Source organism: Glycomyces sp. L485 (genome assembly GCF_022548875.1).
GTDB lineage: Bacteria > Actinomycetota > Actinomycetes > Mycobacteriales > Micromonosporaceae > Glycomyces.
Genome location: NZ_JAKZEW010000094.1, coordinates 1 through 548 on the forward strand (window position 1 = coordinate 1; position 548 = coordinate 548).

At 67.2% G+C, this 548-nt stretch carries 1 pseudogene; it reads left to right on the top strand.

The features are described from left to right. A pseudogene (locus tag L0U85_RS20155) lies at nt 1–548 on the top strand (hypothetical protein); the annotation flags it as partial.

Consider the following 548-nt stretch of genomic DNA (forward strand, 5'->3'; position numbering starts at 1 on the left):
CGGCCCTCCGGCGGCTCCTGGCTGACGTGGATGGGCACGGATGACCAGGTTCACCTGGTGAAACTCGACTGCGACGACCAGATGACCGGATCGGTCACGAGCTTCGAGGGCATCGATCTGCAAGACGTGCAGGCCGATGAGGACGGGGTCGTGGTGCTGGTGACGCGTCGCGGCGAGTGCGGCAGCGGACCGCTGTGCGGCGGCTCCTCCAGCCCGTGCAACACGATGCACATGGTCCGCTTCGACAACTCCGGCGAGCAGGTCTGGGAGCGGCAGGTCACCAACCTCGGCGACGGTCTGGACGGCTACGACGACGGCGCCCGGTTCGTCTGGTGGTACCAGCACCACGGTCGCCTCGCGAGCGACGGCGAGAACTATGCGGCGTACTTCGGCGTGGCCATCACCGTCGCCAACGGCGGCTGCGTCGACATCCATCAGGGGGACCGCATGCAGGTCGTCGACGCCGACGGGAACCTGGTCTCCGGGCACCGCGACAGCTTTGACTTCGGTTGCAGCCACAGTTGGGGCACGCGGATCTTGTGGGATGA